This window comes from Spirillospora sp. NPDC048911 (genome assembly GCF_043198015.1).
Taxonomy (GTDB): Bacteria; Actinomycetota; Actinomycetes; order Streptosporangiales; family Streptosporangiaceae; genus Spirillospora.
In genome coordinates this window covers 20,294-44,586 of the sequence record NZ_JBICUD010000010.1, presented here as the reverse complement: position 1 = coordinate 44,586, position 24,293 = coordinate 20,294, and the positions used below count along the sequence as shown (strand labels likewise).

Genomic DNA, 24,293 nt, shown 5'->3' with positions numbered 1-24,293 from the left:
GCATGGTGGTCCTGATGCAACATGGGCAAGAGGTGATCCCCTTCCTGCTGTTCGATTCGGCGGTCAGGGATTCGGATCGACTGCCGGGCCTGTGGCAGGAGGCGTTGACCCGCCTGCATTGTGAGGACAGCACAGCCCACGAGCATCGCGTCACCCCAACGCCCGCTGGTTGGAACGGTCATCCCAGGCCTTCTGCGCCGGGCGGCTGCTCGGTCAGGTTGTCACCGTCGAACATCGCGTCGAGTTCTTCGAAGGCCTGCGTGTGGTGACCGGCCAGGTCAGCGGCGCCGGGCATGCTCCGGTCGGCCAGGCAGGTGGCTACCACCTCACCGTTGTGGCGCCCTACGTAGAAACCCAGGGCGTGTCCTCGGTAGAGGAAGCCCACTGGACGAGCCTGGCTGACGGGGTGGCCGGCAACCGCCAGCGGCGCCAGCGGCGGCAGGTTGGACACCAGCATGCAAGAGTGGCGGGGACCCAGCGCATACAGGAAGAAGGGCCGCACCAGCCAGCCGGGCATTGAATGGCACAGCAGCCGCATGGCGCCCCGGTGGGCCGGGGGCGGTTGCGCGTTGCCAGTCGCTTGCCGGATCAGTCGGAGCCGCCTCGCCGGGGACGGCTCTCCGACCGGCAGCGCGATCCGCACAACACCCACCCTGTTGCCCTGGTCCGCGGGATCGCCTTGGCCCCGGAATCCGATCGGTGTCACCGCGCTGAGGTAGTACGGTGCGTTCGCCTTCCAGAAGTCGGCGTTCCCCTTGAGCCAGTGATGCAGTGCCCCGGCCACGATAGCCAGGTGAACGTCATTGGGCCGGGCCGCAGCCCGCCGGGCCAGATCACGCAGCCGGCTCTCCGGGATCTGCGCGGTGGTCCTCACCCAAGCACCGGTGAGCGGGGTCCGGGGCGGCGGCAGCAGATGCCCGGGGCGAACGCCGCGCGCCAGTTCGGCCAGTGCGAACCGCCACGACCGCAGCGTCGGCCGCCGGCCAGGCGGAGCGGACACGGCCGGCGGCGGTTCACCGAACAATGTTGCCAGCACGACGGTCTTCGCCAAGCCATCAGCGGCAGCGTGATGCGTCTTCACCACCACGACATGGCCCGGCTGATCACCGCCGTGCACCAGCCAGATCTGCCACAACGGCCTGTCATGTGGCAGTTCGGCACCGTGGATCTCCTCGATCGCGGCGTCTCGGTGCCGCCCCGCCGGGACGACGCGCTCGAAAATGTGATCGTCAGGGTCGAGCGGCCCACATCGCTGCCAGCGTGTGCCCCACCGTCCCCGCACGGGCCGATGACCCAGCGCAGGCAGCAGGTGCAGGCGGCCGGCTATATGCCTTTTGAGGAGTGCCAACGGCGGCGGCTCGCTCTGCACGTGCAGGAGGTAGCAGCAGTTGACGTGCAGGTGAGGGTTGATATCGGCGTAGTGCAGGAAGGCGCCGTCGCAGGCGTTCCACTGCCACAGCGCAGGGCGGACTCGGCGGATGGCGGACTGGTCGGAACGCAGATCGGGGGGCTGTTCGTCCATCGCCGGCTCAGCCGCTGCCCACGGCCTGTGCCGACTCGATTTCCTGTGCCGGCTCGGCCAGACTGCTCTTGAGGTACTTCACGCTGACCGGCGGCATGGGCGTGTCGAGGCCGAGCCCGACCAGCCCCTCTCGGTCGTAACGGCGCTGATGGAACAGATACGGCAGGAAGCCGGCTCCCCGGGCATAGAAGATCCGTTCAATGGGCAGGGGTTCCGGCGGCGCCACGGACGTCAACTCCAACGAAACCGGCAGCAGCGACTCGAACAGCTCCACCACCGAGCTCATGGAGACCTCTTCGGGATGAGTGATGTGGAACGTGCGGACACCCGGGCTCTGGTGGGCCGTCGCGACGGCCACCATGAGGTCGGCGGCGTGGTCGACGGGCGTGAGGTTGAGATGCGCCTGTGGGAGAGCGGGAAGCCGCACCGGTATCCGCTGACTCTCCTCTGCTACCGCGGCGACCGTCGCCGAACTCACGCCGAGGAGGCTCTGAAAGGGATGCAGCGGCCCGCCGGGCACCGCGGGCCGGTCACTGACCAGGATGCTCGGGCGCAAGATCACCACCGGCGCGTCGTGCTCGCCGGCCCACGATCGCACCAGCACTTCGGCCTGGTACTTGGACTCCTCGTACGGGTTCTCGAAGCCGAACCCCCGATCGAGATCGCTCTCCAGGACCAGGCCCTGTCGACGGCGACCGGCGACGAAGGCCGTGCTGACATGGCACAGGCGTGGCCGGTGGCGGGCCGCCGAGGCCAACGTCAGGATGCTGCGGGTCCCCTCCACGTTGACGCGCGAGAGTCCGCGCGCACGCGGGTCCAGGTTGGTGGAGGCAGCCAGGTGCCAGATCTCGGTCGTTTCGGCGACCAGGCGGTCATATCGCCGGGCGGGCAACCCGAACCTGGGTGCGGTCAGCTCGATATCGACCAGCTCTAGGCGACCGGCAGCGCGCACTCGTTCGTCCGAGCAGCCCATCGCCCGCATCACCTGCTGCAACGCCGGCAGGCTCGTCCTTGATCGCCTGTTGGTCAAAGCGACGATCGGTTCGTCCCGGGCCAGCAGCGACGACAAAAGCCGTGAGCCCAGGAATCCGGTCACCCCAGTGATCAGGACGGACATACACCCTCCCGGCGACCCTATGCAGTCAGTCAACTACACAATGCGTTATTCCCGTGATGTGAGATCCGCAACCGTGACGGACATCTGCCTGGCTACGGGGGCTCCCCGTAGCGAACGCCGAATATCCAACGAACCCGTTTCTGAGCTGCGGTGATGCGCAAGTTGCTTGTGTCGACCGGGGCGGGGCGCATAGCGCGCTTCGCCCTTCCGCGCGGTATCCGTCAGGGGGTCGTCTACTAGGGCGTGTCCCGTGATCTTTGGTGGCGGTTTGGTGTAGATCGTCTGTGTGGATGAGGAACGTCTGAAACGGCATGACCTCACGGATGAGGAGTGGCAGCGGCTGGAGCCGCTGCTGCCTGCCCAGAATGTTCATGGGGCGCGGTGGAGCGATCATCGGACGGTGATCAACGGGGTGTTCTTCCGGGCTCGGACGAGCTGCACCTGGCGTGATCTGCCGCGGTGTTACGGCAATGGGAAGACGGTCTACAACCGGCATCGCCGCTGGTCGCTGGATGGGACGTGGGAACAGATCCTGGACGGGTTGCGGGCGGGTTGTGACGAGGCCGAAGGCGAGGACTGGACGGTCAGCGCCGACTCCACAATCGTTCGTGCGCACCAGCACGCGGCTGGAGCGCGGCGCGCTCCAGCCGTGGACATCCCTCAAAGGGGGCCGGTAAGGATCACGAGCGGGTGACGAAAGGCCGTGAAGCGCCCGGTCGGTCGCGCGGCGGGTTGACCACGAAGATTCACTTGGTGGCCGACCGGCGATGCCGTCCGATCGCCCGGCTCACCTCGCCTGGCCAGCACGCCGACTGCCCCAAGTTCATCGCGCTGATGGAGTCGATCCGCATCCGGCGTCGCGGCGTGGGCAGGCCTGGCACCAAGCCGGCCCGCGTGCTGGCCGACAAGGCCTATTCCTCCCGCGCCAACCGCCACTACCTGCGGCGACGCGGCATCAAGGCCGTCATCCCGATCAAGAAAGACCAGGCCGCCCACCGCGCCAACCAAGGCTCCAAGGGCGGCCGGCCGCCGGTCTTCGACCGGCAGGCCTACAAAGAACGCAACACCGTCGAACGCTGCGTCAACAAGCTCCGCCAGTTCCGCGCGGTCGCCACCCGTTACGACAAGAGAGAAGCCATCTACCAGGGCACCATCGACGTCGCCTCGATCCGCATCTGGCTCCGGCACCCCGTCACATGATCACGGGATTCGCCCTAGAGGCGGCGGGCCAGCAAGTGGGCGTCGAGGAAGCCCCGCTCGGAGGCAGGGTCGTGGAGCAGCCGGGCGAACGTGACGAGCCCTGCACCGGCCAGCAATTGGGCGAACTGGTCCACCGGCCAGCTAAAGGCGGGCGTCACTTTGTGGTCGAAGCGGACTGGCTCGGGTCCATCGGTGGCGAAGAACGAAACCAAGAGCAGGCCCCCTGGCGCCAGGACACGTACCTGCTCGGCGAGCAGTGCCGGCAATTCCTCAGACGGGGTGTGGATCATCGAATAGTGGGCCAGCACACCGCCGAGCGTGCCGTCCTCGACCGGTAGAGCCTCCATCCGCGCCTCGTCGAACCGCAGCGCCGGATGGGCCCGCCGAGCGTGGTCGACCATGCCCGGGGAGAGGTCGAGCCCGAAAGCATCCAGCCCGAGATCATGCAGCATTGCAGTCAGATGTCCCGGCCCGCACCCGACGTCGACTGCCCGCAGGTTCCCCGTCCCGCGCACCAGTTCGGCGAAGGTCTCGATCATGTTCCGCGAGAACGGCTGCGTCTCCAGTCGATTAGCGAACATCGACGCATACAACTCGACGACCCCGTCGTAGGCCGCCCTGGTCTCGTCCTGGTGCTCCATCACAGGAAGGGAAGCTAACACCCGCTCACATCCGCAGCTTCTCCGGATCCCGTCCCGACCCCGCCCCCTGGACACTCGCCGTCCCCTCGCATAATCACGGGACACGGCCTAGTGGTGCCACCCTGGTAAGGCTCGATGATCGAGTGGTCTGTACTCGGCGAGTGCTGTCACTGTCTGTGGCCTTCGCCCACATCACCTGGGCCACGATCACCTTGATGGCGCGCCGCCTGAGCCGCGCCGCCTGACCTGCTCCCCGCCACTCCACCAGCTAAGCCAGTCCACGGTGGTCGATGTTTACGTGGTGGAAGTGGTGCCGCGCCATGGACCGATGGGTCGGGCGATGGCTCGCGTCGTGGCCGTTGTCTCTGGCAGCGGGCCAGAGCGCGACAAGCTGGCCAATCGCGACATATTCGGACGCCTGTCGTCGCGTATCCACTGAATCCAAGGGGATCTCCTCATCGGTTGAGGCGTGGTCCCTGGTGATGCGCGAGAGGGCGAAACAAATGAGCGCAACGGCAAATGTCACAAGGACAAACGCACCCGCCCATACGCCTTCGACTCGCCTCGGTCATGAGTGCCTAGAGCAACGGGCCATGCGTCTTCCCGACGATCACCAGGAGCGACAAGCATGCCGCAGGACGTCAGCTTTGACATCCCGCTTCCCGCGCGGCGCAACCCTCACCTGCAGCAGGCTCGCCAACGCAATCTGCGGTGGCTGCGCCGGTATCAGATGGTGTGCGGCGCGGAGGCCGTCAGTGCCTATTCGTCATGGGATCTGGCGGGGCTAGCCGCCCGCTGCTGGCCGGATGCCGATGTCGATGACCTCACCTTGGCGGTGGACCTCAAAGCGTTCTACTTCCTGTTCGATGACCAGTTCGACGATCCCGGTGGTCGTGAGCTGGGCATCATCGCCCAGGTATGCGGTCAGCTGATCGACATTGCGCATCAAAGCGGCTCCTGCTCTCCCGGTTCACCGGTGACCGCGGCGTTCGCCGATCTGTGTCAACGGCGGGCCAATCGTGACCCCCTGGGGGCGGGCGGGTTCAAGGGTGGTTTCGCGTGATCGTCGCAACGCTGAGGGCTCATGATGGCATACGGCTGGCGAAGTGGTCGGCGGGTGTTTCCCATCCCAGAACACGCCGAGGGCGGTGGTTGAGGAGGTCCTCGACTTGTTGGAGATCGTCAGGGGTGAATAGGGACAGGTCTGTGTTCTTGGGGAAGTACTGACGGAGCAGTCCATTTGTGTTCTCGTTGGTGCCGCGCAGCCATGGACTGGCGGGGCGTGCGAAGTAGACACCATCGGTGAGCTGCTGGGCGATCAGATCGTGGCGGGCCATTTCAGAGCCTTGGTCCAGGTCAGGCTCCGACGAGCGGGCTCGGGGATGGAGGCCAGGACTGCGGTGACGGCCTGGGCGAAGTCGTGGGATGAGCGGCTGCCGTTCAGGTGGACCAGGCGAACGTATCGACTGGTGCGGTCGACCAGCGTCCCGATCGCCGAGTGGCCCATCCTGCCGACGATCAGATCACCCTCCCAGTCGCCGATCCGAGTCCGCAGCTCGATGATCGGCGGACGGGCATCTATCGGTGTCGCGGGCGCGAGGAAACGAACGGCTCGCTGGTCAGAGCGGCGGCGGCGTCATCGCAAAGGTCAGCCGGTGCGCAACCGCTGGGTAAGCGCCCTGCTCAGGCCACTTTCCCGCTGTAGTAGACGGCTTGATAGATGGTCTCGTGGCAGACATGCCAGCCAGGCCTTTCCGGGTAGGCGATCTTCAGCCACGCGGAGATCTGCTGCGGACTCCAGTCGAGCTCGAGCTTGGCCTGGACCAGACTCCGCAACGCAGCGTCGCGGAGGAGCTTGCCGGTTCGTTCTCGTCGTCCGGTCTCACGGGCCCGAGCATGGGCCAGGTCAGCGTCGTAGACGCCGTAGTCGTGCGGTCGCATGTTCCGTTTCAGCTCCCGCGACACCGTGGAAGGCGCACGGCCCAGTCGCCGAGCGATCTCTCGCACGCCCAAGCCGCGTTCGCGCAACGTCGCGATCCGCTTGCGTTCCAGCAACGACAGGTACCGGGACGATCGGGCGTCCTCGGCCAGCCGGGCCGGCGGCACACCGCCCCGCTCTGCTCGCCACCGGTAGCCCGTCTTCCGAGTGATCCCGACCTGACGACATGCTTCGACCGTTCCGACGCCCGCCAGGATCAGACGCCAGTAGGCATCCTCAACATCCAGCTGCCGCTTGCGTCCCCTGCGCCCCAACTCCACACCCCTTCACATACCAGGAGTGTTGCGACAAAATACTTGAACCCGCCCGCCCCACAGGGGGTCAGTATTCAGCCGCCGTCGACAGCGCGACGCTTGGCTCCGGCCTCGATGGCTCGCTCGGCGTGGCCCGCGGCCTCCTGCGAGTACTTCAGGATCTCCGCGGTGGAGCCCAGGTGCTGCGAGCAGTCCGTTCCGAGTCATGCCGATCATCTTGAGGACGGAAACACCGCGCCCACAATGACGGCCGCGGACAAGACGCGCAGAGCATATTTGTTCGGAGATGGGTGTTGCTCTATGGCAGGCGGTTGGGGCCCCCGTTGGGGCCCTACGGCCCTGTCAGGGAAACGCCGCCTTGCCATGGAATTACAGGGCATTCATTCCCCCCGAAGGAGACCTCATGGCAACCTCGACTCGTACCAAGATGGTTATCGCGGGCACCGGCGTCGCGCTGACCGCGGGCCTGTCGGTAGCGGCGGTGACCCAGGCGTCCTCAAGTCCCACGCAGGCCGCGTCTGTGAGCGCGGCAGCGAACCCGCGAACCGTCCAGAACAACGGGACGGCGAGCATCCAGAGCACCAAGAGCGATTGCCCGTTCTCGACCAAGGTGTTCGTCTACAACGGGCGGCTCTACGCCAAGACAACGGTGAACTGCAAGAAGCGGCACACCATTTCGATTCACGCGGTCCTGCACCGTAAGGCCATCATCGGGAATTCCATGCTGGCGTCCGGCAAGAAGCGGCTCCACAACTTCAAGGGCAAGGCCAACGTGACGGCGTCCGTCCCTTGCAACACGGTGAGCACGAAGAAGATCTTCAAGGCCTACGGGGTGCTGTACGACATCCGCCTCGCCGGCTACCCGATCGAGGTCGACGACGCGTCCAGCGGCTACAAGAACGGCTGCTGACTCCGATCGTCAGGCCGGTCGGGACGGAGCCCGTCCCAACTCGGCGGCGATCGAGTGGGCCGAGGCCTTCTCCCGTGGCCGATTGGCGATGGATGCTTTCGTCCTCCCGCAGGAAACGAGAGCGACCATGTGGGGCGCCACCGTGGTGATCGGCGGTGCCCCACATGCTTGCCTGACGGGTTACGGCAGATTCATCCCGACGGGCTCGCGAGACCGCCGGTCGTTCATGCCTTCGCGCACGAGCCGCGAGTATTCCGCGCGCTCGCGAGCCGAGCCCGCTCGTCTCCGAGATCGCTGTCGGTCCTCCCGGATCTGGAAACCGTGTTGCGACGATCCCTAGAACTCAAGGTCGCCGGGGCCCTTTGAGTGTGCGTTCAGCGACGTGGGGTCGGTGGTTGATGTGGACGGCCTCGCCGAGACGGCGTGCTGATCGGGTTCTGCGAAACCTGGTCTCTGTCGTCGCCATGAAATTTTTCACGCGGGTGCCCAGGTCAGCGGTGGCGGGATGGCGCTTTCGTTGCCGGGCGGGGGACGGTGGGAGCACCATGAGGCGGCTTCTCCCACCGAAAGGGCATGCGCATGAGACGAGCTCTAGCGGCCCTCGCAGGGCTGGCGACGATCCTGGCGGCCGCGATCGTCGCGCTGACCGCCGGCCTGGCTCCGCCCGCGGCGGTCGCGGCGGCGGGGCCCGGCACCGGGACCGGGTACCTGCACACGTCCGGCAACAAGATCGTTGACAGTACCGGCGCGACCGTGCGGCTCACCGGCATCAACTGGTTCGGCATGGAGACCGACAACAGGACGTTCCACGGGCTGTGGTCGAGCAATCCGTGGAAGGGGCAGCTCGACCTGATGGCGTCGCTGGGCTACAACACCCTGCGCGTTCCGTTCTCCGACGACGCCCTGAAGCCGGGCGCGACCGCCACCGGCATCAACGACTACGTCAACCCGGACCTGGTCGGCAACACGCCCATGCAGATCCTCGACAAGGTCGTCGCGTACGCGGGCGGCAAGGGCATGCGGATCATCCTCGACCGGCACCGTCCGACCAGCGCCGGCCAGACCGCGCTCTGGTACAACTCCGCCACCCCGGAGAGCACCTGGATCGCCGACTGGAAGTGGCTGGCCCAGCACTACGCCAACAACCCGGCCGTCATCGGCGCCGACCTGCACAACGAGCCGCATGCCGAGGGCACCAATCCGAACGCGACCGGCTCCTGCTGGGGGTGCGGCGTCCCCGAGCGCGACTGGCGGCTGGCCGCTGAGCGCGCGGGCAACGCGGTCCTGTCGGTCAACGCCAACTGGCTGATCTTCGTGGAGGGCGTCAGCTGCCCCAGTGGCGGACTGTCGAACGTGTGGGACGGCGACCCGTCCAACGACGAGGACTGCGGCTGGTGGGGCGGCAACCTGTCCAAGGCCGGGCAGTACCCCGTCCGGCTCAGCGTGCCGAACCGGCTGGTCTACTCGCCGCACGACTACGCCACCTCCGTCTATCACCAGTCCTGGTTCGACGACCCGAGCTATCCGGCCAACATGCCGGGCATCTGGGACAAGTACTGGGGCTACCTCTACAAGCAGAACATCGCCCCGATCATGCTGGGCGAGTTCGGCACGACGCTGGCGTCGAACACCGACAAGATCTGGCTCCAGGAGCTGCTGAAGTACCTGGGCACCGGGGTGAACGGCATGTCGTTCACCTACTGGTCGTGGAATCCCAACTCCGGCGACACCGGCGGCATCGTGCTGGACGACTGGACGACGGTCAACCAGGCCAAGCAGAGCATCATCCAGCCGTACCTGATCCCGCCCGTGGGCGGCGGCACCCCGCCCACCTCCCCCGGGCCCGCGGCCTGCTCCTTCTCCTACAAGGTCACCAGCTCCTGGCAGGGCGGCTTCCAGGCGGAGGTCACGCTCACCAACACCGGCTCCTCGGCCATCGACGACTGGACGGCGACGTGGTCGTTCCCCTCCGGCGTGACGCTCGACAACGGCTGGAGCGCCACCGTCACCCAGTCCGGCACCACCTGGACGGCCAAGGCCCCGAGCTGGTCCCCGAAGCTCGCCGCGGGCCAGTCCGCCACCTTCGGCTTCACCACCAACGGCCCGTCCACCAGCCAACCCACCAACCCCTCCTGCGCCTGACCCACCCGCGCCGCGCGAGCCCTTGTGATGGTTCGCAGACTGCTCCGAGCCGTGCGACGTCGCGACCGTGGCGTCGGGCGGGCGGCGCCCCCGTGTCACATGCTGGCGATGAGCTTGTCGACGCGTTCGTCGACGGAGCGGAACGGGTCCTTGCACAGGACGGTGCGCTGGGCCTGGTCGTTGAGTTTGAGGTGGACCCAGTCGACGGTGAAGTCGCGGCGTTTCTCTTGGGCTTTGCGGATGAACTCGCCGCGCAACCGGGCCCGGGTGGTCTGGGGCGGGACCGATTTGGCCTCGAAGATTTCCAGGTCTTTGGCGACCCGTTCGACCGAGCCGCGTTTTTCCAGCAGGTAGTACAGGCCACGGTCACGGTGCACGTCGTGATAGGCCAAGTCCAGCTGGGCCACCCGTGGCGAAGACAGCGGCAGGTTGTACTTGCGCCGGTACCGCTCGATCAACTGGTACTTGGTCACCCAGTCGATCTCCCGCGCGACCAGGTCGAGGTCGCCGGTCTCCACCGCGCGCAGCGTCCGCTCCCACAGGTCCAGAACCCGCATCGCAACGTCGTCACCGCCACGGCGATCCAGGAAGTCCTTGGCCTTGCCGAAGTACTCTTTCTGGATCTCCAGCGAACTGGCCTCACGGCCGTTGGCCAGCCGCACCTTACGGCGGCCGGTCATGTCATGGCTGACCTCACGGATCGCGCGGATGGGGTTTTCGAGGGTCAGGTCACGCATCACCACGCCGGCCTCGATCATGCGCAGTACCAGGTCGGTGGCGCCGACCTTCAGCAGCATCGTGGTCTCACTCATGTTCGAGTCGCCCACGATCACGTGCAGCCGCCGGAACCGCTCGGCATCACCGTGCGGCTCGTCCCGGGTATTGATGATCGGCCGCGACCGCGTGGTGGCCGAGGAGACCCCCTCCCAGATGTGCTCGGCACGCTGGGAGACGCAGTAGACCGCGCCGCGGGGAGTCTGCAGCACCTTGCCCGCACCACAGATGATCTGACGGGTCACCAGGTACGGGATCAGCGCGTCGGCTAGGCGGCCGAACTCGCCGTGGCGGCCGACGCAATAGTTCTCGTGACAGCCGTAGGAGTTGCCGGCCGAGTCGGTGTTGTTCTTGAACAGGTAGACGTCGCCCGCGATGCCCTCCTCGCGCAGCCGCTTCTCGGCGTCGACCAGCAGGCCCTCCAGGATCCGCTCGCCCGCCTTGTCGTGCGTCACCAACTCCACGACGTTGTCGCACTCGGGCGTGGCGTACTCGGGGTGGCTTCCCACGTCCAAGTACAGCCGGGCGCCGTTGCGCAGGAACACGTTGCTGCTACGGCCCCACGACACCACTCGCCGGAACAGATAGCGCGCCACCTCATCGGGTGACAACCGCCGCTGACCGCGGAAGGTACAGGTGACGCCGTACTCGTTCTCAAGCCCGAAAATGCGCCTGTCCACACCGCGAGCGTATGCGGCCCGACGCCCGGTTGACAGCCCCTGGAGCCTCTGTTCGACCGCCGCGCCCAAGCGGTGCGGCGCGCGGGCATCCGGTTGAACGTTGAACCGGCCGGTGACGTCGTCCGTGATGACTGTCGACACCAACTCCCCCGCAGCGGCCGGTATCGCCGGTCGTTCTTCCGAAGAGGAGGAGTCTTCATGTCCAGTCCTCGACGTCGATCGTTACGGGTCCTGGGAGCTGCGGTGGCGCTGGTGGCGCTGCCCGGGCTGTACTCCGTGCAGTCGGCCTCGGCGTCGCCGTGCTACGGCGACTGCAAGCCGGGTGTGGTGCGAACGGGCGCGGGCGTTCTCCGGTACGACGCGCCGGTGGGCGTGAACGACCAGATCAGCGTCACCGTGGGAGCCGGGTTCCTCACGCTCAGGGACGCCACCGCCACGTTCACCGCGGGCGATGGATGCACCATGGTGAGCGAGCACGAGGCGCACTGCCCCTCGTCGAACCTCAACTACATCCGCGTCCGCGGGCTCGACGGCAATGACGTGATCTCCACGGCGACGGCTCTGCCCGCGCGGCTGCTCGGCGGCACGGGCGACGACCGGCTGCTGGGCGGATCTGGGGACGATTCGCTGGACGGCGGATTCGGCGCGGACGTGATGTCCGGCGGGGCGGGCTCCGACACCGCCGCGTACAGCGAGACGGCGGCCCGCGTCGCCGTGCGGGCCGATCTCGACGACGCGACCGGCGACGACGGCAGTGCCGACGACGGTCCGGCCGGAGCCCGCGACACCATCGCCGCCGACGTGGAGAACCTCGAGGGGACGATCCGCGACGACGTGCTGACCGGCAACTCGGGCCCAAACGTCATCAACGCCAACGGGGGCCACGACCAGATCCAGGGGCTGGGCGGGAACGACCAGCTCACCGGCCGTGGCGGGGGCACCCTCAACGGCGGCGCCGGGAACGACCACTGCACCGCCGACCTTCGCGGCCTGCTGGAACCGGCCGACACCTTCGTCGGCTGTGAGGTCACCGAGGTCATCACCTAGAGCCCGGCGCTCTGCTGTCCGCGGCCCGACCGGCACCATGCGGTCGGGCCGCGGCCATCTGCGCGCGGGTGCGCTGGTTGGGCGACGGCGCGGGCGCGTCCTGGCTCCGGTGCGGTTGGGAGACCGGTGAGACCGCGCTCTCAGTGCGAATGTGTCATGGTCCGCAGATGCCGGGGTGGGCCGCCCTTAGGTTCCAGAACATGAATGAGCCTGGTGAGGACGCCGGTTCCGGCAGTGGCCGCGAAGTGAGACGAGGAGATGTTCCCTTCGCCGTTCTCACGGACAAGAGCGTCATCATGGCGGAGTTCCGCACGACGCTGGAGTCGCAGGGGCCGGGCTGGGATGACGCCGAGGTGACATGGTGGACGCTCACCTACAACGGACGCCCGTTCCAGGTGGTCGCCGAGAATGAGAAAGACGCGTGGTTGCCCATCGGCGAGCAGTGGGCGGACGGTGGTCGCAGGCCGCTGAAGGCGCGCCCTTACGGAGCGTGGGAGGCGGTGAGCTACCACCACTACTACGCCCACCATTTCGGATCGGTCTCGGGAGATGTGACGCTCGCCTTCGACATATGCGCCATGACCGTCGGCGTCATGGCGAATCTGAAGGTCGACCTCGATTGACCGCCGCACGACGCGCCGCGTTCCTGGCCCAGGCTCCGGCCGCCGAGTCCGGCTCCGGGTCTGGATCCGGGTCCGGGTCCGGGTCCCGGCAGTCCTCCCCGTCCCAGCAGACGCCGCGCGAGCCGAGCCCGGTCAGCCAGCTCACCGGCACCGCCAACTCCACCGTCCAGGCCGCGACGGGAGGAGCAGGCGCCTCCGTCGACTCGCTGCTGGGAGGCTGACACCGGCGATCGCCCTCTCCTCCCCACGACCGGCAGGCCGGCGGCAGAGTCCGGGTCCTCGTGAGCGGTCACAACGGCCCGTACGGCTACGGAGCCCGCCAGACCGCCTACCTGGGCGCCGTGGCGACCTGACCCGGTCGGCCACGTCCACCGGCCGGGCACGCCGAGCCGGGCAGAACGGGTGGTGCCTGCGCCGCGATCGCCGCGCAGGCACCACCCCGTGCACGACGCTCGGCGTGTACGTGTGGACGCTCGTGCCTCCTGGCAGGCTGGGGACGCATCGCCGGCGCCGTCCGGGGTGGAGAGCGGTGAGCGTGAACCTTCTTGGGGTCGGCTGGCAAAGAGGGGTGTTGTTGCCAGCGATCAAGGAGGGCCGGTATGTGAAGGGCACCATGATGGCCGCCGCCGCGGAGGCGGAGGCGGAGGCCTCGCCCGGCAGTGACGCCGACGTCATCGAGCGGTCGCGGCGGGAGCCGGAGCGGTTCGCCGTGCTGTTCGACCGGTACGGCCCGCAGCTGCATCGGTACGCGGCGCGCAGGCTCGGGGACGGTGAGGCCGACGACATCGTCGCCGAGACGTTCCTGGTGGCCTTTCGACGCCCGGCCCGGCGAGCGCGACGAACTGATCTTCGACGCGAAGTCCTACCGCTTCCTGGGCTGGCGCGGCGTGTCGACGGATCCCGGCGACACCCCGCCCCCCGGCACCCTCATCGCGAACGTCGCCATGTCCAAGATCGCGGTCGTCGACGCTCTCCCGGCGGGGGTGTCCACGTCCGGACACTCCTGCCCGGCCGCATCCGGCGGCTGACCGATCGGCCGGCGAGGGCCGCGTGGCTCCCCTGACACCACGCGGCCCTCCGCACGCCCAGAACGGGGGTGGTTATTGGGCGGTCCAGCCGCCGTCCACGGGTACGAGGGCGCCGGTCATGAAGCTGGACGCGTCGGAGACCAGGAAGGCGACGGTCTCGGCGACCTCCTGCGGCCGTCCGATCCGGCCGATCGGGTGGGCCGGGCCGAAGGAGGCGAGCATCTCGCGGCCGTTGTCGACGACGCCCTCCATGATGTCGGTGTCGATCACGCCGGGCAGGACGGCGTTGGAGCGGATGCCCTTCGGGCCGCCCTCGATCGCGAGCACCCGCGTCATCTGGGCCAGGGCTCCCTTGGACGCGGCGTACGCCGTCTGCGTCTCGAAGGCGACGACCGAGGAGACCGACGCGATCGACACGATCGCGCCGCCGCCACCGGCCTCCATGACGGCGAAGGCCTCGCGCGCCTGGACGAAGTTGCCGCGGGCGTTGACGCGCAGGATCGCCTCGAAGTCCTCGACGGTGGTCTCGGTGATCGGCTTGTTCAGGGTGCGGCCCGCGTTGTTGACCAGGATGTCGAGCCGGCCGAAGCGGTCGGTGGCGAGCCGCATGGTCGAGCGCGCGAGGTCCTCGTCGGCCACGTCGCCGACCAGCGCGGCGATGTTGGCGGGGTCGCGGGCGGCGAGTTTCTCGACGGTGTCGGAGCGGTCGGTGACGACGAGCCGGGCGCCGCGTTCGCGCAGCAGCAGGGCCGTGGCGTGGCCGATGCCGCGGGCGGCGCCGGTGATGACGGCGACGCGTCCGGTCAGGTCCCAGGAGGAGGGGGTGGTCATGATTTCCTTTCAGCGTTGGCGGGCGGGGCGCAGGATGATCTCGTTGACGTCGACGTCGGCGGGTTGCGCGATGGCGTAGGAGAGAGCTCCGGCGACGGCGTCCGGTTCGATGGCGTTCGCCCGGTAGGTGCGCATGGCCTCCGCGGCGCCGGGGTCGGTGATGGAGTCGGCGAGTTCGGAGGTGACGACGCCGGGCGAGATGGTCGTGACGCGGATGGACGGGTCGGACTCCTGGCGCAGGCCCTCGGTGATCGCCCAGGCGGCGTACTTGGTGCCGGAGTAGACGGCGCTGGCCGGCACGACCTGGTGCGCGCCGATGCTCGCGACCGTGACGAAGTGGCCCCCGCCCTGCGCGGTGAACACCGGCAGCGCCGCGGCGACGCCGTGCAGCAGCCCGCGGACGTTCACGTCGATCATCCGGTCCCACTCGTCGGCCAGCAGGGAGTCCAGCCGCGACAGCGGCATGACCCCGGCGTTGCTCACCAGGACGTCGACCCGGCCGAAGCGGTCGCGGGCCTCCTCCACGAAGGCGGCGACGTCCGCGCGGCCGGTCACGTCCAGCCGCACCGGGTGCAGGCCGCCGCCGGAGCGGGCGGCGTCGGGCGCGGTGCGTTCGGCCAGTGCCCGCAGGCGGTCGATCCGCCGGGCACCCGCCACCACGTGGTGTCCTTCGCGGACGAGCCGGACGGCGATCGCCTCGCCGATGCCGCTGCTGGCCCCCGTCACCAGGACGATCTTGCGTTCGTTCGTTGCCATGACTCCGACCCTGGCCGCGCCGGCCGGCACGGGGAAGGGCGCGGTCCTCCTGGGAGCAGCGCACCCAGGAAGACCGCTGACCTGCGACCTAGCATGGGACGTATGTCATCTGATCTCGGCGACTACCTCAGGGCCCGGCGTGCGCAGGTCACACCGGAGCAGGCCGGGCTGCCCAGCACGGGGCACCGCAGGGTCCCCGGCCTGCGGCGCGAGGAGGTGGCGGCGCTGGCCGGAGTCAGCGCCGACTACTACGTCCGGCTGGAGCAGGGCCGGGAACGCTCCCCTTCGGCGCAGGTGATCGAGGCCCTGGCCGTCGCGCTGCGCCTGCCCGAGGACGGCCGCGCGCACCTGTTCCGCCTGGCCGGGCTCGGGCCGCGCGCCCGGTCCGCCGCCGTCACCGACCGCGTCGACCCGAACCTGCTGCAGCTCATGACCGCCTGGCCGAGCAACCCGGCCATCGTCTACAACCGCGCCTACGACGTCCTCGCCTCGAACGCGATCGCCGACGCGCTCTTCAGCGACTGGCCGCACTCGCACAACCTCATGCGGATCGTGTTCACCGACCCCGCCGCGCGGAGCTTCTACCGCGACTGGCACGACGTCGCGCGCAACTCGGTGGCCGGTTTCCGGCTCGGCTACGGCGAGGCGCCCGACGACCCGCGGATCCGGCAGGTGCTCACCGAACTGCTGGAACGCAGCCCCGAGTTCGCCCGCCTATGGGCCCGGCACGACGCGCGCGGCAAGGCGCTGGAGAGCAAACGTTTCGACCACCGCCAGGTCGGGCCGCTGACGCTGTCGATGCAGACGTTCGACGTCCGCTCCAGCCCCGGCCAGGAACTCGTCGTCTACCACGCCGAGCCGGGCTCGGCGAGCAGCCAGGCCCTCATGCTCCTGGGCTCCCTGGCCGCCACCTCATCCCAGCACCCCTGACCGCCCGAGAACCGCTGACCGCCTGAGAACCGCCCCACTCCCCCGCCCGCGTTCAGGTGTCAGACGCTGCGGAGGACGGAGACCACGACGCCCAGGATGACCGCGTTGTCGCCGTCGATGACGTCGTAGGCCGGGTTGCGGGGTTCGAGGAGGACGTGGCCGCCGCGGCGCCGGTACACCTTCACGGTGGCCTCGTCGTCGATCATCGCGGCGACGATCTGGCCCGAGTGCGCCTCGGGCTGCTGCCGGACCACGACCATGTCGCCGTCGCAGATCGCGGCGTCGACCATCGAGTCGCCGCGGACGCGCAGAGCGAAGACGGTGCCGCGGCCGGTGAGCTCGCGGGGCAGCGACAACATGTCGTCGACGTGTTCTTCGGCGGAGATGGGAGTGCCGGCGGCGATCTGGCCGACCACGGGCACGGTCACCAGGGCGTCGGCGTGCTCCGGGGCCTGGTCTTCGCGCAGGAACATCCGCACGTCGATCGGCCGGGTCATCGCGGCTCCCCGGCGCAGGAACCCTGCTCTTCCAGGCTGGCCAGATGCCGGGACACCGACGACGTCGACCGCAGGCCCACGGCGTCGCCGATCTGGCGCGTGCTCGGCGGATACCCGTGCTTCACCACCCAGTCCCGGATCGTGACCAGGATCCGCTGCTGGCGTGGGGACAAGGTGGAGGTGTCCAGGCCCTCGAACACATCACGATCATCGATCACCTACAGGAGTGTAGGGCCGCCAACGCGCCGTTGGACTCTCCCCCAATGGGAGAGTCCATCATGACGGCGTGCGACAGCTCGTCGCGTCACGTTCCCGTCAAGGAGAGCAGGGCATGACCATAGACATCGAGGCGCGCGGTCTGCAGCACTGCGAGACGACGGCGCTGGGCGTGCTGCTGCGGCATCAAGGACTCGACCTGTCCGAGCCCATGCTCTTCGGCCTCGGCTCCGGCCTGTCCTTCATCTACTGGGACGCCAAGAACATGGGCTTCCCCTTCCTCGGAGGACGGGTCAAACCGTTCGAGCTCACCAGAAACCTGGCCGGCGCGCTGCGGCTGGAGCTCGCGGTCCAGGAGACCACCTCGCCCCGCAAGGCCTGGGAGAACGTGGCGGGCCCCATCGACGCCGGGCGGCCCGTCGGGCTGCAGCTCGACAGTTACTACCTGGACTACTTCACCTCGAAGGTGCACTTCGGCGGGCACGTCGTCGCCATGTACGGCTACGACGACCACGACGTCCACCTGGTGGACACCGGCCAGCAAGGCGGAGCGGTGACCACCAGCCTGGCCAGCCTCGCCCAGGCCAGAGCCGCGCGCGGACCCATGACCGCCAAGCACCGATCGTTCACCCTCACCGCTTCGAAAGACCTGCCCTCACCCCACGATCAGGTCGTTCCCGCGATCACCGCGTGCGCCGATGCCTTCCTCAACCCGCCGATCGCCAACCTCGGCCACCGAGGCGTCGAGAAGGCCGGCAAGCTCGTCCGCACCTGGCTCCAGCGCACCGACGACCCGCGGCGGGACCTGCCGCAAGCCGCCCTCCTGATGGAGAAGGCGGGCACCGGCGGCGCCCTGTTCCGCAACCTCTACCGTGACTTCCTCGCCGAATGCGTCCAACTCGTCGACAGCGGCGACCTGCCGGTCGACGGAAGCCACCTGCGCACCGGCCACGGCCTGTACGTCGAGGCGGCCGCCCTGTGGACGGACGTCGCGGCGCTGATCACCAAGGCCGGTGAATCGGGCGACGCGCAATGCCTCGAACAGGCGGGCACCACCCTCGGTGATCTTGCCCGGATCGAGCGCGAGGCCATGCGGGCGCTGAGCCGCCTGGCGGCCAAGCCCTGACGGGGGTGGCCTTCCCGGCCTTATCGGCCACCTCTCGTGGCCGGGAGTCTGCGGTCAGCCTTCCATGACCAGAAGTGCCGCGTCGCCGGGCTTGGTGACCAGGTCGTCCAGGACCAGCAGCCGTCCGTCCTCGAAGCCGACCGGCCTCAGGAAGTCGGTGTCCTTGCCGGAGGGCATCCATTTGGGCCGCCCAGTCGCGAGGTCGAATGCGACGATCGACGCCTTGCCGGTGCTGTCCATGGTGCTCGGCTTGGTGAAGAGGACGCCGCCTTCGACGATGAGGTTCGCGCAGAGCGTCGGATCGGAGACGTCGCACTTGATGGCTCCGCCTTCGGACAGGGTGATTCGCGTTCTTTCGGCACCGGACTTCGCGTCGAGCACGGCGAGGGCCATGAGGAGTGCCGTTCCGATGACGGCCATGGCATGAAACGGGTCGCCTGCTCATTGGTGATCTTCGCTCGCGCATCACGGCGTAAGACGGTATCCATGCGGCTCGCGTTCCACCGAGGCAGGATCACGTGTGCCCGCCGGCTTCGGCCACGCCGGGACGCAGGGCTCAGGGGGTGTCGACTCGCCAGGCGATCACGCGGTCGTAGGTCGACTGGCCGTAGACGTGCAGGTCCCCGTCGATGGTCGTGGCGGCGACGGAACCTACCGGACGGGCGAACGCGCCAAGGACGGCGAGACGGCGGCGGGAGTCTGCGTCCCACAGTGTCACGGTGCCGTCTTCCGTCCCGGTCACCATCAGGGCCTCATCACCGTGATCGACCAGCGTCAGGCAGGTGACGGTCGAGATGTGCGGGATTCCCTCCAGGCGTTCGCCGGTGGCGGCGTTCCACAGGTGCACATGTTTTCCGCTGCCGACGGCGAGCACGTCGCGGCCGGCGATCCGGCCGATGGCCAGGCCCGCGCCGGTGCCGGTGCCGGTGCCGGTGCCGGTGCTGTCCACGTCGAACGTGCGGAGGCGCTCGGCGGTCAGCGGGTTCCAGAGGCTCGCCGTGTTCTCGCGCCGGGTCGCCAGCACCGGCTGGTCACCTGCTGCGCCGAAGGTGCTCTCGCTCAGCAGGAACCCGGGATCTGGCAGCGTGGTCACCCGTTCCTGCGTGACCGGATCCCGGACCTCGGCACCGGCTGCCAGCAGCACCCTGCCGTCGACCTCGCCGAAGGCCAGGGCGGCGGACGAGCAGGCCGACCCGCCGAACGTGACCTCGCCCGCGGTGCCGTTCTGCCGCGCGACCTCCGGTCGCTCGCGCAGCGGCTGCCACAGCATGGTGCCGTCGGCACAGCCACTGCTCGCCAGGTACGGCTCACCGGCCACGTGACCAGCCGCCAACCCTCGGCAACAGTGGTCGGCCCAGGAGAAGACGTCGCAGTCGTGGTCACCGTTGTAAGAACAGCAACCCACTTCTTTGAGCGTCTTTCCGCTCGCCGCGTCCAGCAGGATCAGGGTGTCGCCGTACAAGCCGACGGCCAGGATCGGCGTGTCCTGCTCAGTGGTGAGCAACGCCAGGCCCGTCCCGCCGTGGCCGGAGTTCCGCTTCTCGTGAGGCGTCTGCGCGTCCCAGAGTTGCACGGTCCCGTCGAGACCGGCCGTGGCCAGGTGGAGAAGTCCCTCCAGGCTTCCGAACGCGGCGGACGTGACGAGCCGGGTATCCGCGTCCAGATGCACCTCCGCTTCGTCATCCGGGAGACTGATCACCGCGTTCGTGCGCGCGGGATTCTCGTCGTCGGATTCGGTGCGGTTCGCCGCGAGGATCACGGCCTGCCCGTCATGGGACGTCATCGCCACCGGCCCTTGACCGTGCTCGAACTCCTCACCGAGGGTCTTCTCGTCGAGATCTGCCAGGTCCAGATGGACGACAGTGCGGCTGACCTCGTCGAAGTCGCGTCCCCCGAGCGAGATGACCACCACGCCGACCTCGGGCCCCTCCTCCCCCTCGCTCACGAGCAGAGGCGGAGCGAACCCCTCCGGAACGAAGAAGCTCTCCCACTCCTCGTTCACTTCGGCCCAGTCTTCGCCCAGCTCGGCACTCCCCCACTGCTCGCCCGTGTCGATGTCCCACACGTACAGCGTGGAGAAGCTCAAAGCGGCCAGCAGCGTTCGCTCGCCCACCTTGGCCACGGCGAGATCGAGCATGCCCTTCGACATGGAACTCCCCTGGCCTCCGCGTAGCTCGCGCACGAGCTCGCCGGTGATCGCGTCCAGCAGGTCGACGCGCCCTTCACGGCCCCAGATGTCACCGTCGCGGTCGCGGACGGGGTCGTGGCTGCCCTCGACGTCGACGTATCCGATCGCCACGGCGATCAGTGACCTTCCGTCCTGATCCTCGACGAAGGCCAGGGCCGCCGGGTGGCCGGCGGACGTGTCGCAGGTGAACCCGCTCGCTCCGGTGACCGCGTCCCAGGTGCGGATCGTGCCGTCGTGATCGCCTCCGGCGAGCACCGGACGGCCGTCCACCACGCCGAACGCCAACGCCGTGACGCTCGCCGCGTGGCCCTCCAGGTCCGCCACCGGCTGGCCGAACACGTCACGGACCCGCACCACACGGTCATCGCCCCCGCTGGCCACCAGCAGACGGCCCTCGAACTCGCCGACCGCCACCGCCCGTACCGGGCCATCGTGCCGGGCCACGCACACGTGAAAGGCCGAAGGCTTCTCCGCTTCCCACGCCACCTTCCACTCCCCCGGCGCCGCGACGTCCAAGACCGCCATGGCCTCGGGCTCTTCGGCCGCGGCGGTCGCGCGCAGGAACTCCAGTCGTTCGGAACCGGGCAGCTCACGGAGCCGCGGAAACGCCCGGCGGAAGGCCCGCAGCAGGGCCGGCGGCCACGAGCCGTCCAGCGCGCCGCGCAACATTGCCGGACCGTCCTCGTTCAGCAACGCAAGGTCCAGTGTCATTGTCGCCGCGCCTCCTCATCGAGTTCGACCAGAGCCTAGTGATCTTGGTGGAGGAGTTTGGTCGGCTTCGCTGAACATAGCCATCCGGCCCGCGGCCTTTACAATGTAGATCAACATAGGTCCAGGGCACTAGATCCACGTAGTGCCAGGGCATCTTTCGTCACCGCCCGGTGAACGGCTTAGCTCCTTGTCAGGGCCTCGGTGGGCCCTCCCCTAAGCGAACGAGATGATGAGATGACCCCTCCCCTCGAAAACCCGAGGCGCCGCGTTCATGGCGCGCTGCGGATCCTCACGGTCGCGGCCGTCGCCTCCGGCGCCCTCGTGGCCGTTCAAGCCCAGGCGCAGGCGACCCCGTGGCCCGAGAAGCGGATGGCCGACAACGCCACCCACACCTACTGCATCACCGGCGGCGGCTGGACGACCAATCGCAGGACGTCCGTCGTCTGGGGCATGAACCGGCTGGCCAACACCACGGACATGTCCGCCTCGTCCGAGAGCTGCACGATCCAGACCGACGTGGTCTGGCGCACCAAGAACCTGGAAGCGGGCCTGCGCGGGCGGACCACATGCACAAGGCTCAGTGGTCCCAGGTGCGACAGCAACACCGTCTACATGGACTTCCCCAAACTCGCTGAGGGAACCGACGACTGGTACGACTACCGCAAGACGGCCCTGCACGAGATCGGCCACACCATCGGCTTCAAACACCACGCCACCGGCTCGCACGAGTGCGCCATGTTCGAGGGCGAGGTCCCCAGCCGCGCCATCGTCTGGCGCAGCTTCACCGCCCACGACCGCGGCCACATCAACTCGTCCTACTGAGCCGAGCGGGAGACCCCAAGATGAAGACGAACATCGTCGTCATGTCCGCCGCCGCGCTCGCCCTCGCGTTCACGGCGACCGCCTGCGGCGGCGCCGACAGCGCGACCACCGCCGTGAGCGGCACGAGCGACGCCAGCTCGGTGCGCGAGCTGACCGACCTGGCCGGCCAGAACGTCCACGTCGACTACGACCCGCTGACGTCCCCGGCCGACGCCAGGAAGAAGGCCGACCTCATCGTCGAGGGAACGCTGACCAAGGTGGAGAACGGGATCAAACTCGCCGCCACGAACCCGGCCCAGGCAAGCCCCGAGCAGGACGCCTACGTCACCTTCGTCGTCAACGTCAACAAGGTGCTGGACGGCGACGCGCGCAAGGTCAAGGACGGAAAGGTCTACGTCTCGGTCTACACCGACGGCACCACCTCCCCCGCCAAACTCACCGCGCTCAACCCCCAAGCCAAGGTCGTCGCCGTCCTCGACGACATCACCAACTGGCGCCCCTCCCCCGACGAAACCGTCATCCGCCCCGCGAACATCCCAGCCGCCGCACCCCTGTACGCGCCCTACACCGACGGCATCTGGCTCCAAGGCCGCACCGACACCCAAATGTTCGGCGTCGGCACCAAGCCCTCCGACCTGCCCCCCGGCTGGAAACACGCCAAAACCGTCACCCAGCTCTCCGCCACCTTCAAATAGCAACCCCGCAAGACAACGACGGCCGGCCCCTCAACCCAAGGGCCGGCCGTCGCCACTTTCCAGCAGCGGCTGACCGTCCGCCGGCGCCCGATCGGCCAGACCGAACTCAGCCTTGGCTCCTGAACCGCTTGACCGCCATGTGCACGCACAGTGAGAGTCAGTCAACGAGACGTGAACGCGGCCAGGAGGCGATCATGGACGACGACCGGTACGAGTACCTCGGTAAGTGGGGTGGCAGCCCCGATGGACAGAGCCCGACCCTCTGGTGGGATCGGCGAACCAGAGACCGTACCGGAAGGTGAGACGCTGATCCGGTTCCCGGCCGACATGCTCGACCTGCTCTCGGAGGTACGCGATGAGCGAGGTACCAACCCCAGTTGAGCTGCTTCAGGACGCCCGACGCACCGCGTCCCACCTGGAGATGCGTGACGGCTACACGCGCAGCGACCCCTGGTACCAGGCATGGGCGTGCGGCGACTCTGCCGAGTTCGAGAGGCGGCTGGAGCGGCCCTGGTTGGACCTGATCCGCGGGGTCACTGGGCGCGGCCTTACAGGTGCGGCGCGTCCGCATCGTGAAGCTGTGCGCGTCAGCGTTCGACGCGGCGTGGGAACGTGGCATCGACCACGGGGAGTACCAGGTCTGACGTGCCCACCTCGTCCAGCGTCCAGGAGGCCAAGAAGGCATTCGGCACCCGTCTCCGGGAGAGCCGCCGCGAGGCCGGCCTGACCACGGTCGCGCTCGCCGCCGATGCGGGCTGGCACCGCACGAAGGTTTCCAAGTTGGAGAGTGCGGCCACCTCGCCGAGTGCCGATGACCTACGGGCGTGGTGCCGGATCTGTGGAGCGGAGGACCAATACCCGGAGTTGCCGGCCAAGCTGATCGCCACTGAGACGATGTGGACGGATTGGCGGCGACTGGAGCGCGCTGGGCCGCGGCAGGCGCAGGAGACCGTGGTGCAACCCGTGCGAAGCCGCTTCGGCCTGACGGTCTCTGCGGAAGGGCAGACGGTGTGGCTCGACACGCCTTCGCACATCGTCGGGTAGCCCTGCGCTGTTGCGTTTAGGGGATTGGTGAGCCGATGCGGTGCAGGGTTCCGTCGGGGTCGACGTAGGCGAACTCTCGGAGGCCGTAGGGCGTGTCTTCTGGCTCGACCAGGCGGCCGGGGACGCCTGTGCCTTTCCATTGGGCGTGCAGGGTGTCGGCGTCTGAGACATAGAGGTAGATGGCTGCGCCGGTACGAGCGGGGTCGTGCTCTTCCCACTGGGTGAGATGGAGCGAGACCGGGCCCCAGTCGACGAACCCGTAGTGGTGGTCATCGTCGGCTCGGCGCACCGAGAATCCCAGGGTGCGGTAGCGGTCTAGAGCGGCGGTCAGATCCCGGACCGGGATGACGGGCGCCACGTCCTCGAAGCGAACCTCGCTGTCCATCGTCTCTCCTGCGGCTTGGCGTTTGCGGTGAGGCTACGCGGTGTCTCGGGGTCGGCTCGGCTTTAAAACGTGCGAAGACGGTTTGGGGAGGTCTTGACGGGTGATTGGGGCCACATTTAGGGTCATCCGGAGGGTTTGGTTAAAACGTTTTTCTT

The 24,293-nt window shown here is 68.3% G+C and carries 26 protein-coding genes and 1 pseudogene; 14 read left to right on the top strand and 13 right to left on the bottom strand.

Annotated elements, in window-relative coordinates; translation table 11 throughout:
• Nucleotides 1–178: 178 nt before the first annotated feature.
• Entirely contained in the window at nt 179–1,522 is a 1,344-nt protein-coding gene (locus tag ACGFNU_RS37025) for a wax ester/triacylglycerol synthase domain-containing protein (RefSeq protein WP_392601247.1), read from the bottom strand.
• A gap of 7 nt (nt 1,523–1,529) precedes the next feature.
• The gene (locus tag ACGFNU_RS37020) at nt 1,530–2,639 is read right to left on the bottom strand and encodes an SDR family oxidoreductase (RefSeq protein WP_392601246.1); all 1,110 of its coding nucleotides are present in this window, start codon (nt 2,637–2,639) and stop codon (nt 1,530–1,532) included.
• Between the two features lie 301 nt (nt 2,640–2,940).
• On the opposite strand from ACGFNU_RS37020, the gene ACGFNU_RS37015 reads away from it, so the two are divergent.
• Nucleotides 2,941–3,839, top strand: a protein-coding gene (locus tag ACGFNU_RS37015) for an IS5 family transposase (RefSeq protein ID WP_392601669.1) whose coding sequence is annotated in 2 segments (ribosomal slippage) — nt 2,941–3,276 and nt 3,279–3,839 — 897 coding nt in all. Because the reading frame shifts where the segments join, the coding sequence is not laid out codon by codon here.
• A gap of 14 nt (nt 3,840–3,853) precedes the next feature.
• Here the strand turns inward: ACGFNU_RS37015 and ACGFNU_RS37010 are convergent.
• Nucleotides 3,854–4,483 carry a class I SAM-dependent methyltransferase gene (locus ACGFNU_RS37010; protein ID WP_392601245.1) on the bottom strand — a complete coding sequence of 210 codons (630 nt, stop codon included), beginning with the start codon at nt 4,481–4,483 and terminating at the stop codon, nt 3,854–3,856.
• Nucleotides 4,484–5,108: 625 nt separating this feature from the next.
• On the opposite strand from ACGFNU_RS37010, the gene ACGFNU_RS37005 reads away from it, so the two are divergent.
• Complete coding sequence (locus tag ACGFNU_RS37005) at nt 5,109–5,543, top strand: hypothetical protein (RefSeq protein ID WP_392601244.1); 435 nt, start codon at nt 5,109–5,111, stop codon at nt 5,541–5,543.
• A 19-nt stretch (nt 5,544–5,562) separates the two neighbouring features.
• Here ACGFNU_RS37005 and ACGFNU_RS37000 read toward each other — a convergent pair whose 3' ends face one another.
• The 3 genes from ACGFNU_RS37000 to ACGFNU_RS36990 form a co-directional block, all read right to left on the bottom strand.
• Entirely contained in the window at nt 5,563–5,817 is a 255-nt protein-coding gene (locus ACGFNU_RS37000; RefSeq protein WP_392601243.1) for an IS30 family transposase, read from the bottom strand.
• Nucleotides 5,799–5,987 carry a hypothetical protein gene (locus ACGFNU_RS36995; RefSeq protein WP_392601242.1) on the bottom strand — a complete coding sequence of 63 codons (189 nt, stop codon included), beginning with the start codon at nt 5,985–5,987 and terminating at the stop codon, nt 5,799–5,801. The genes ACGFNU_RS37000 and ACGFNU_RS36995 overlap by 19 nt, the downstream gene beginning before the upstream one ends.
• 176 nt (nt 5,988–6,163) lie before the next feature.
• On the bottom strand, nt 6,164–6,739 hold the full coding sequence (locus ACGFNU_RS36990) for a transposase (RefSeq protein WP_392601241.1): 576 nt from the start codon (nt 6,737–6,739) through the stop codon (nt 6,164–6,166).
• 397 nt (nt 6,740–7,136) lie between these two features.
• Here ACGFNU_RS36990 and ACGFNU_RS36985 point away from each other — a divergent pair, with 397 nt between their 5' ends.
• Together ACGFNU_RS36985 and ACGFNU_RS36980 are read left to right on the top strand one after the other, a co-directional pair.
• Nucleotides 7,137–7,643 (top strand): hypothetical protein, encoded by a 507-nt coding sequence (locus ACGFNU_RS36985; protein WP_392601240.1) that lies wholly within the window; start codon nt 7,137–7,139, stop codon nt 7,641–7,643.
• Between the two features lie 579 nt (nt 7,644–8,222).
• A complete protein-coding gene (locus ACGFNU_RS36980; RefSeq protein WP_392601239.1) occupies nt 8,223–9,785 on the top strand; it encodes a cellulase family glycosylhydrolase in 1,563 nt (520 codons plus the stop codon).
• Between the two features lie 95 nt (nt 9,786–9,880).
• On the opposite strand, the gene pafA is transcribed toward ACGFNU_RS36980, so the two are convergent.
• On the bottom strand, nt 9,881–11,239 hold the full coding sequence (pafA, locus tag ACGFNU_RS36975; RefSeq protein WP_392601238.1) for a Pup--protein ligase: 1,359 nt from the start codon (nt 11,237–11,239) through the stop codon (nt 9,881–9,883).
• Between the two features lie 198 nt (nt 11,240–11,437).
• Here pafA and ACGFNU_RS36970 point away from each other — a divergent pair, with 198 nt between their 5' ends.
• The 4 genes from ACGFNU_RS36970 to ACGFNU_RS36955 all read left to right on the top strand — a co-directional run bounded on the left by ACGFNU_RS36970 (nt 11,438) and on the right by ACGFNU_RS36955 (nt 13,972).
• Nucleotides 11,438–12,286 carry a hypothetical protein gene (locus ACGFNU_RS36970; RefSeq protein ID WP_392601237.1) on the top strand — a complete coding sequence of 283 codons (849 nt, stop codon included), beginning with the start codon at nt 11,438–11,440 and terminating at the stop codon, nt 12,284–12,286.
• Nucleotides 12,287–12,453: 167 nt separating this feature from the next.
• Nucleotides 12,454–12,909, top strand: coding sequence for a hypothetical protein (locus tag ACGFNU_RS36965; protein WP_392601236.1), 456 nt, complete (start codon nt 12,454–12,456; stop codon nt 12,907–12,909).
• Entirely contained in the window at nt 12,906–13,130 is a 225-nt protein-coding gene (locus tag ACGFNU_RS36960; protein WP_392601235.1) for a hypothetical protein, read from the top strand. The genes ACGFNU_RS36965 and ACGFNU_RS36960 overlap by 4 nt, the downstream gene beginning before the upstream one ends.
• 392 nt (nt 13,131–13,522) lie before the next feature.
• Nucleotides 13,523–13,972, top strand: coding sequence for an RNA polymerase sigma factor (locus tag ACGFNU_RS36955; RefSeq protein WP_392601668.1), 450 nt, complete (start codon nt 13,523–13,525; stop codon nt 13,970–13,972).
• A gap of 37 nt (nt 13,973–14,009) precedes the next feature.
• Here the strand turns inward: ACGFNU_RS36955 and ACGFNU_RS36950 are convergent, their stop codons facing one another.
• Both ACGFNU_RS36950 and ACGFNU_RS36945 read right to left on the bottom strand, forming a co-directional pair.
• Nucleotides 14,010–14,768 (bottom strand): SDR family NAD(P)-dependent oxidoreductase, encoded by a 759-nt coding sequence (locus tag ACGFNU_RS36950; protein WP_392601234.1) that lies wholly within the window; start codon nt 14,766–14,768, stop codon nt 14,010–14,012.
• Between the two features lie 9 nt (nt 14,769–14,777).
• Nucleotides 14,778–15,524 carry an SDR family oxidoreductase gene (locus ACGFNU_RS36945; RefSeq protein ID WP_392601233.1) on the bottom strand — a complete coding sequence of 249 codons (747 nt, stop codon included), beginning with the start codon at nt 15,522–15,524 and terminating at the stop codon, nt 14,778–14,780.
• A gap of 102 nt (nt 15,525–15,626) precedes the next feature.
• Here ACGFNU_RS36945 and ACGFNU_RS36940 point away from each other — a divergent pair, with 102 nt between their 5' ends.
• The gene (locus tag ACGFNU_RS36940) at nt 15,627–16,454 is read left to right on the top strand and encodes a helix-turn-helix transcriptional regulator (protein WP_392601232.1); all 828 of its coding nucleotides are present in this window, start codon (nt 15,627–15,629) and stop codon (nt 16,452–16,454) included.
• A gap of 59 nt (nt 16,455–16,513) precedes the next feature.
• On the opposite strand, the pseudogene lexA reads toward ACGFNU_RS36940, so the two are convergent.
• Nucleotides 16,514–17,169, bottom strand: a pseudogene (gene lexA / locus ACGFNU_RS36935) (transcriptional repressor LexA).
• 113 nt (nt 17,170–17,282) lie between these two features.
• On the opposite strand from lexA, the gene ACGFNU_RS36930 reads away from it, so the two are divergent.
• Nucleotides 17,283–18,293, top strand: coding sequence for a BtrH N-terminal domain-containing protein (locus ACGFNU_RS36930; protein WP_392601231.1), 1,011 nt, complete (start codon nt 17,283–17,285; stop codon nt 18,291–18,293).
• 54 nt (nt 18,294–18,347) lie between these two features.
• Here ACGFNU_RS36930 and ACGFNU_RS36925 read toward each other — a convergent pair whose 3' ends face one another.
• Together ACGFNU_RS36925 and ACGFNU_RS36920 are read right to left on the bottom strand one after the other, a co-directional pair.
• Nucleotides 18,348–18,713: a hypothetical protein gene (locus ACGFNU_RS36925; protein WP_392601230.1), complete on the bottom strand. Its 366-nt coding sequence runs from the start codon at nt 18,711–18,713 to the stop codon at nt 18,348–18,350.
• 136 nt (nt 18,714–18,849) lie between these two features.
• Entirely contained in the window at nt 18,850–21,192 is a 2,343-nt protein-coding gene (locus tag ACGFNU_RS36920; protein WP_392601229.1) for a WD40 repeat domain-containing protein, read from the bottom strand.
• 234 nt (nt 21,193–21,426) lie between these two features.
• On the opposite strand from ACGFNU_RS36920, the gene ACGFNU_RS36915 reads away from it, so the two are divergent.
• The 4 genes from ACGFNU_RS36915 to ACGFNU_RS36900 all read left to right on the top strand — a co-directional run bounded on the left by ACGFNU_RS36915 (nt 21,427) and on the right by ACGFNU_RS36900 (nt 23,753).
• Nucleotides 21,427–22,014: a hypothetical protein gene (locus ACGFNU_RS36915; RefSeq protein WP_392601228.1), complete on the top strand. Its 588-nt coding sequence runs from the start codon at nt 21,427–21,429 to the stop codon at nt 22,012–22,014.
• 20 nt (nt 22,015–22,034) lie between these two features.
• Complete coding sequence (locus ACGFNU_RS36910; protein ID WP_392601227.1) at nt 22,035–22,709, top strand: hypothetical protein; 675 nt, start codon at nt 22,035–22,037, stop codon at nt 22,707–22,709.
• 355 nt (nt 22,710–23,064) lie between these two features.
• Nucleotides 23,065–23,436, top strand: a complete 372-nt coding sequence (locus ACGFNU_RS36905) for a DUF6879 family protein (protein ID WP_392601226.1) — start codon at nt 23,065–23,067, stop codon at nt 23,434–23,436.
• Nucleotides 23,355–23,753, top strand: coding sequence for a helix-turn-helix domain-containing protein (locus tag ACGFNU_RS36900; protein ID WP_392601225.1), 399 nt, complete (start codon nt 23,355–23,357; stop codon nt 23,751–23,753). Before ACGFNU_RS36905 ends, ACGFNU_RS36900 begins: the two co-directional genes overlap by 82 nt.
• Nucleotides 23,754–23,769: 16 nt before the next feature.
• On the opposite strand, the gene ACGFNU_RS36895 is transcribed toward ACGFNU_RS36900, so the two are convergent.
• Entirely contained in the window at nt 23,770–24,138 is a 369-nt protein-coding gene (locus tag ACGFNU_RS36895; protein WP_392601224.1) for a bleomycin resistance protein, read from the bottom strand.
• Nucleotides 24,139–24,293: the final 155 nt, after the last annotated feature.